The sequence below is a fragment of the Enterobacter mori LMG 25706 genome, from assembly GCF_000211415.1.
GTDB classification, from domain to species: Bacteria; Pseudomonadota; Gammaproteobacteria; order Enterobacterales; family Enterobacteriaceae; genus Enterobacter; species Enterobacter mori.
Map to the genome: position 1 here is coordinate 360742 of NZ_GL890780.1, position 6761 is coordinate 367502.

Below are 6761 nucleotides of genomic sequence, written 5' to 3' on the forward strand. Positions count from 1 at the left end.
CAGGCCGCCGACACCGGCTGGCTGCGTGCCGCCGATAATCAGCACGCCAGCGTCAGGCTGCGCGCGCAGCCTGACAATAATGGCGATACCCGCCTGCTGCTGGATGTCGCCCTTGAAAAAGGGTGGAAAACCTACTGGCGCTCGCCGGGAGAAGGGGGCGTTGCCCCTGCCATTCTCTGGCATCAACCGGTTGATGCCACCTGGCGCTGGCCTACGCCCGAGCGTTTCGACGTTGCTGGCATCACCACGCAGGGTTATCACGGCGACGTGAGTTTTCCCATTACGGTGCGTGGCGAGTCGCCAAAAACCCTGAGCGGCGTGCTGACGCTGTCTACCTGCAGCAACGTCTGTATTCTCACCGACTACCCGTTCTCACTGGATTTGACGACCAGCGCGGGCGGCGACTTTGATTACGATTACCATCGGGCGATGGGCACGCTACCGCTCAGTAGCGGATTGACGTCAGCGATTAGCGCCAGCTACACCTCCGGCAAGCTGACCGTAACGGCACAACGTGACGCAGGCTGGCAGCAGCCCTCGCTGTTTATCGACAGCATGGACGATGTTGATTTCGGCAAGCCAACCTTTTCCGTGCGCAGCGGGTCTCTTGTCGCCACCATCCCGGTGACGGACAGCTGGGGCGACGCTGCACCTGACATCAGCGGCAAAACGCTGTCAGTCGTTCTCGCGGATAGCGGCCAGGCGCAGGCGTCCAGTCTGAATATCGGGAAAGGTACCCTCACGCCAGCGTTCTCGTTAGGCTGGGTCCTGCTGATGGCGCTGGCTGGCGGCCTGATCCTGAATGTCATGCCCTGCGTGCTGCCCGTTCTGGCCATGAAGCTCGGCACGCTGATGCAAACCGAACGTCAGGCGCGCGGCCAGATACGCAGGCAGTTTCTTGCCTCGGTAGGCGGGATCGTCATTTCGTTTCTTGCGCTGGCGCTAATGATGACGGTGCTGCGTTTAGGTAATCAGGCGCTCGGCTGGGGGATCCAGTTCCAGAACCCGTGGTTTATCGCTGCGATGGCGCTGGTAATGGTGCTGTTCAGTGCCAGCCTGCTGGGATTGTTTGAGATCCGCCTCCCCTCCTCTGCCAGCACCTTCCTTGCCACGCGCGGCGGCAACGGGCTCGCGGGCCATTTCTGGCAAGGCGCGTTTGCCACCTTGCTGGCAACGCCCTGCACCGCGCCGTTCCTGGGTACTGCCGTGTCGGTTGCGCTGGCGGCACCGCTCCCGCTGCTGTGGGGCATCTTCTTTGCGATGGGTGTCGGCATGAGCCTTCCCTGGCTGCTGGTGGCGGCCTGGCCTGGGCTGGCACAGAGGCTGCCGCGTCCGGGGCGCTGGATGAACGTGGTGCGAGTGGTATTGGGATTGATGATGCTCGGCTCGTCCCTGTGGCTGCTGAGCCTGCTGGTGGTGCATATCGGCACGCTGCCCGTCATCACGCTGGGTGTGGCGCTGATCCTTATCCTGCTACTGGTTACTGCCTGGCGCTACCGCTGGCAAACCGCGCTGCGTGCCGGTGCCTTTGCCCTGGTCGTTGCCGCCGCAGCGGTGTTTATTACCGCCCCCGGCGGGGAGAACGGCCGTCGCGATCGGGTGAACTGGCAGCCGCTGAGTGAAGAGGCGATTGCCCGCGCGCTGGCTGACAACAAGCGGGTGTTTGTTGACGTGACCGCCGACTGGTGCGTGACCTGTAAAGCCAATAAGTACAACGTTCTGCTGCGTGACGACGTGCAGGATGCGCTTTCCGCACCGGATATTGTCGCCCTGCGCGGAGACTGGAGCCGTCCTTCCGCCAGCATTAGTCAGTTCTTAACCACGCGCGGCAGCGCCGCCGTGCCGTTTAACCAGATTTACGGACCGGGATTACCGCAGGGCCACGTGCTGCCTGCGTTATTAAGCCGCGACGCGGTGCTTACCACCCTGTCCGATGCGAAAGGAAAATAACATGAGAGCCTTTATTGCCTTGCTTATGCTGTCTTTATCCACGTTCAGCGTCGCCGCGCCGTCGGATGACGCGTCCAGTGACCAGCTGGCTAAACTGCTGTTCAACGACCCCAATAGCCCGCGTACCGGCGCGAAAGCGCCAAAGCTGATTATTGTCTCTTTCACTGACTACAACTGCCCTTACTGCAAGCAGTTCGACCCTATGCTGGAGAAAATCGTGCATGACAACCCGGACGTGCAGCTCATCGTTAAGCTGTTACCGTTCAAGGGCCAAAGCTCGGTGAATGCGGCAAAAGCGGCGCTTTCGGTTTGGCAGCAACAGCCTGATAAATTCTGGGCGCTGCACCAGCGGTTGATGATGAAAAAAGGGTATCACGACGATGCCAGCATCGCGGCGGCTCAGACAAAGACCGGGACGGACAGCATTAAGACAGAGGATAAAACCATGGACTCTCTGAAAATGAACCTGATCCTGTCGCAGGTGCTGAATATTCAGGGCACCCCGGCGACCATCATTGGCGACCAGATGGTCGCGGGAGCCATTCCTTATGAGGATCTGGAGGCGCTGGTGAAAGAAAAGCTGACGCAAGCCCGTGGCCAGTAAGCTCCCGCGCCTGGTGCGCGAACTCGCAATGTGGCTGCTGATCGGCGTTGCCGTAAGCCTGGCGGTAGATTATTTCCGCCAGCCCGAGCTGCCGCAGAATTTCGCCTCAGCCGCGCTGCAAACGCTCGACGGTAAACCCGTCGACCTTATTGCCATGAGTGAGGAACGTCCGCTGCTGGTGTACGTCTGGGCTACCTGGTGTGGCGTATGCCGCTACACCACGCCATCCGTATCGGCACTTGCCGCAGAGGGCGGCAACGTGATGTCGGTTGCGCTGCGCTCCGGTGATAACGCCACGCTGGAGAGATGGCTGGCGAAGAAGAAGATGACGCTGCCGACGGTCAACGACGCCAGCGGAAGCCTGTCTCGCCAGTGGGACGTGCAGGTCACGCCCACGCTGGTGGTGATCTCTCACGGAGAGGTGAAGTCGATCACCACCGGCTGGACCAGCAGCTGGGGCATGCGGCTGCGGCTTGCGTCGTAGTTGTTACTTTCCGCCCGCCAGCTCCAGGAAGCTGCCGGTCACGTAGGAGGCTTTGTCGCTCAGCAGCCAGGTAATGGCCTGAGCGACTTCCTCCGGCTGGCCGCCGCGCTGCATGGGCAGCATGGATTTCACCCGATCCACGCGCCCCGGCTCGCCGCCGGAGGCGTGGATATCGGTATAGATCAGCCCGGGGCGTACGCAGTTGACGCGAATGCCCTGTGCTGCCACCTCCAGCGATAATCCCGTCGTCAGCGAGTCCACCGCCCCTTTGGAGGCGGCGTAATCCACATATTCCCCCGGTGCGCCCAGACGGGAGGCGGCGGAAGAGACGTTCACTATCGCGCCTCCTTTACCACCATGTTTGTGCGACATACGCTTTACCGCCTCGCGACAGCAGAGAAAATAACCCGTGACGTTGGTGGCCAGCACGCGGTTAATGCGCTCGGCTGAGAGGTTTTCGATGGTCGACTGCTCGAACAGAATACCCGCGTTGTTCACCAGCGCCGTTAGCGGCTCGCCTTCACGATCGATACTGTCAAACATCGCCATAACCTGCGCTTCATCACTGATATCCGCGCGCACGGCAAACGCTTTACCGCCTGCCTCAACAATCTGATTGATCACGTCCGTCGCGGCCTTGATGTTATGGTGAAAATTCACCGCCACGGTGTAGCCTTCGCGTGCCAGCTGCAGCGCAGTGGCTTTACCGATGCCCCGGCTCGCGCCGGTGACGAGTGCAATTGCCATTCGCTTCTCCCAATAAAAAAGCCGGGTGGCGGCTTCGCCTTACCCGGCCTACGTTACTACATCAGCATTATTACTGGTATTCGCTCATCGGCACGCAGGAGCAGAACAGGTTACGGTCGCCGTAGACGTCATCGAGACGCTTCACGGTCGGCCAGTATTTGTTTGCCACGCCTGCCGGGAAGACCGCCAGCTCGCGGGAATAACCGTGGTTCCACTCTGCGACCATCTCGTGCTGGGTGTGCGGGGCGTTGACCAGCGGGTTACCTTCCAGCGTCCACTCACCGTCCTGCACGCGGTCGATCTCCATGCGGATCGCCAGCATCGCGTCGATAAAGCGGTCCAGCTCGGCTTTGCTCTCCGACTCCGTTGGCTCAACCATCAGCGTACCCGCCACCGGGAACGACATGGTTGGCGCATGGAAGCCGTAGTCGATCAGACGCTTGGCGATATCCAGTTCGCTAATACCGGTCTGCTCTTTCAGCGGACGAATATCAAGGATGCACTCGTGCGCCACGCGACCGTCACGGCCGGTGTAGAGCACCGGGAAGGCGGACTTCAGGCGAGTCGCAATATAGTTGGCGTTGAGGATCGCCACCTGGCTCGCCTGCTTCAGTCCTTCCGCACCCATCATGCGGATATACATCCAGCTGATTGGCAGGATAGAGGCGCTGCCGAACGGTGCCGCTGAGACCGCGCCCTGACGGGTCAGCATGCCTTCAATCTGCACTACGCTGTGGCCTGGCACAAACGGTGCCAGATGCGCTTTCACGCCGATTGGGCCCATACCCGGGCCGCCGCCGCCGTGCGGGATGCAGAAGGTTTTGTGCAGGTTCAGGTGCGACACGTCCGCACCGATAAAGCCTGGAGAGGTAATGCCCACCTGCGCGTTCATGTTCGCGCCGTCGAGGTAAACCTGACCGCCGAACTGGTGCACCACTTCGCACACTTCACGGATGGTCTCTTCGTACACGCCGTGAGTGGACGGGTAGGTCACCATGATGCAGGAGAGCTTGTCACCCGCCTGCTCGGCTTTCGCACGCAGGTCGGCCAGATCGATGTTGCCGTTCTTATCGCACGCCACCACCACCACTTCCATACCCGCCATCTGGGCAGACGCCGGGTTGGTACCGTGCGCGGAGCTTGGGATAAGGCAGATATCGCGATGCCCTTCGCTGCGGCTTTCGTGATAGTGACGGATCGCCAGCAGGCCCGCGTACTCGCCCTGCGCGCCGGAGTTAGGCTGCATGCAGAGCGCGTCATAACCGGTCAGCTTCACCAGCCAGTCGGAAAGCTGGTTGATCATCATGTGATAACCTTCCGCCTGCTCTGGCGGGCAGAACGGGTGCAGCTCGGAGAATTCAGGCCAGGTGATTGGGATCATCTCTGCCGCGGCGTTCAGCTTCATGGTGCAGGATCCCAGCGGGATCATCGCCTGGTTCAGCGCCAGATCCTTGCGCTCCAGAGAGCGCATATAGCGCATCATCTCGGTTTCGCTGTGGTAGCGATTAAAGACCGGGTGCGTCAGGATCGCATCGTTACGCAGCATGCTTTCCTGAATGGAGCGGCTGCCGAGCGCCACGTCTTTGTCCAGCGTATCAACGTCCAGACCGTGCGCGTCACCCAGCAACACGCTGAACAGGTTCAGGATATCGTCGCGGGTGGTGCTTTCATCCAGCGTAATGCCGACGGCGTTGTGAATGTCGCTGCGCAGATTGATCTCTGCTGCATCCGCACGCGCCAGCACGGCCGCTTCGTCCGCCACGTCCACGCACAGGGTGTCGAAGTAGTGAGCGTGGCGCAGCTTAAGGCCTTTCTGCTGCAGACCGCAGGCCAGAATATCGGCCAGGCGGTGAATGCGGCTGGCAATACGCTTCAGGCCAGCCGGGCCGTGGAACACGGCGTACAGGCTGGCGATGTTTGCCAGCAGCACCTGCGAGGTACAGATGTTGGAGTTCGCTTTCTCGCGGCGGATATGCTGCTCGCGGGTCTGCATCGCCATGCGCAGCGCGGTGTTACCGGCAGCATCTTTTGAGACGCCGATAATACGGCCAGGCATGGAGCGTTTGAATTCATCTTTCGCGCCGAAGAACGCCGCATGCGGGCCGCCGTAGCCCATCGGCACGCCGAAGCGTTGCGCAGAACCGAAGACAATATCCGCGCCCTGTTTGCCCGGCGCCGTCAGCAGCACCAGCGCCATGAAATCGGCGGCAACGCTGACAACCACTTTGCGGGACTTCAGCTCGGCAATCAGCGCGCCGTAGTCGTGTACTTCACCGGTGGTGCCCACCTGCTGCAGCAGCACGCCGAAGACGTCCTGGTGATCCAGCACTTTGTCAGCGTCATCGACAATCACGTCAAAGCCGAAGGTTTCCGCGCGGGTGCGCACCACGTCCAGCGTCTGCGGATGCACGTCCGCCGCCACGAAGAAGCGGTTGGCATTTTTCAGCTTGCTCACGCGTTTGGCCATCGCCATCGCTTCGGCGGCGGCGGTCGCTTCATCCAGCAGAGAAGCGGAGGCGATATCCATGCCGGTCAGATCCAGCGTCACCTGCTGAAAGTTCAGCAGCGCTTCCAGACGGCCCTGAGAGACTTCTGGCTGATAAGGGGTGTAAGCGGTGTACCAGCCCGGGTTTTCCAGCATGTTGCGCAGGATAACCGGCGGCAACTGCACGTTGGTGTAGCCCATGCCAATGTAAGACTTATAGCGCTTGTTCAGGCCTGCGATAGCCTTCAGCTCCGCCAGCGCGGCGAATTCCGTGGTGGCTTCCCCCACCTGAGGCGGCGTGGCAAGCTGGATGTCTTTTGGCACAATCTGGCCGATCAGTGCGTTTAATGAATCCGCGCCAACTGTCTTCAGCATCTCCTGCTGTTGCTGAGCATCCGGCCCAATGTGACGTTCAATGAAGGCGCCACGGTTTTCGAGCTGGCTTAAAGTCTGTGTCATGAGCGATGGTTCCTGAAACGTGCAGTGAATTT

General features: G+C 60.7%; 5 protein-coding genes. 3 read left to right on the forward strand and 2 right to left on the reverse strand.

Annotation, left to right across the window (positions count from 1 at the left end; genetic code table 11):
• The 3 genes from ENTMO_RS24365 to ENTMO_RS0119925 all read left to right on the forward strand — a co-directional run.
• Positions 1–1950: protein-disulfide reductase DsbD family protein (locus ENTMO_RS24365; RefSeq protein WP_010435336.1), on the forward strand; the 1950-nt coding region annotated here is incomplete at its 5' end.
• Between the two features lies 1 nt (position 1951).
• Positions 1952–2554 (forward strand): DsbA family protein, encoded by a 603-nt coding sequence (locus ENTMO_RS0119920; RefSeq protein WP_010435338.1) that lies wholly within the window; start codon positions 1952–1954, stop codon positions 2552–2554.
• The gene (locus ENTMO_RS0119925; protein ID WP_010435340.1) at positions 2544–3038 is read left to right on the forward strand and encodes a protein disulfide oxidoreductase; all 495 of its coding nucleotides are present in this window, start codon (positions 2544–2546) and stop codon (positions 3036–3038) included. Before ENTMO_RS0119920 ends, ENTMO_RS0119925 begins: the two co-directional genes overlap by 11 nt.
• Positions 3039–3041: 3 nt before the next feature.
• Here the strand turns inward: ENTMO_RS0119925 and ENTMO_RS0119930 are convergent, their stop codons facing one another.
• Together ENTMO_RS0119930 and gcvP are read right to left on the reverse strand one after the other, a co-directional pair.
• A complete protein-coding gene (locus ENTMO_RS0119930) occupies positions 3042–3785 on the reverse strand; it encodes an SDR family oxidoreductase (RefSeq protein WP_010435341.1) in 744 nt (247 codons plus the stop codon).
• A 70-nt stretch (positions 3786–3855) separates the two neighbouring features.
• Positions 3856–6729 (reverse strand): aminomethyl-transferring glycine dehydrogenase, encoded by a 2874-nt coding sequence (gene gcvP, locus ENTMO_RS0119935; RefSeq protein WP_010435342.1) that lies wholly within the window; start codon positions 6727–6729, stop codon positions 3856–3858.
• Positions 6730–6761: the final 32 nt, after the last annotated feature.

Bases quoted from the DNA above. Each gene is read 5' to 3' on its own strand.
- ENTMO_RS0119930 (WP_010435341.1), bottom strand. From the start codon at position 3,785: ATGGCAATTGCACTCGTCACCGGCGCGAGCCGGGGCATCGGTAAAGCC.
- gcvP (WP_010435342.1), bottom strand. From the start codon at position 6,729: ATGACACAGACTTTAAGCCAGCTCGAAAACCGTGGCGCCTTCATTGAA.
- ENTMO_RS0119920 (WP_010435338.1), top strand. From the start codon at position 1,952: ATGAGAGCCTTTATTGCCTTGCTTATGCTGTCTTTATCCACGTTCAGC.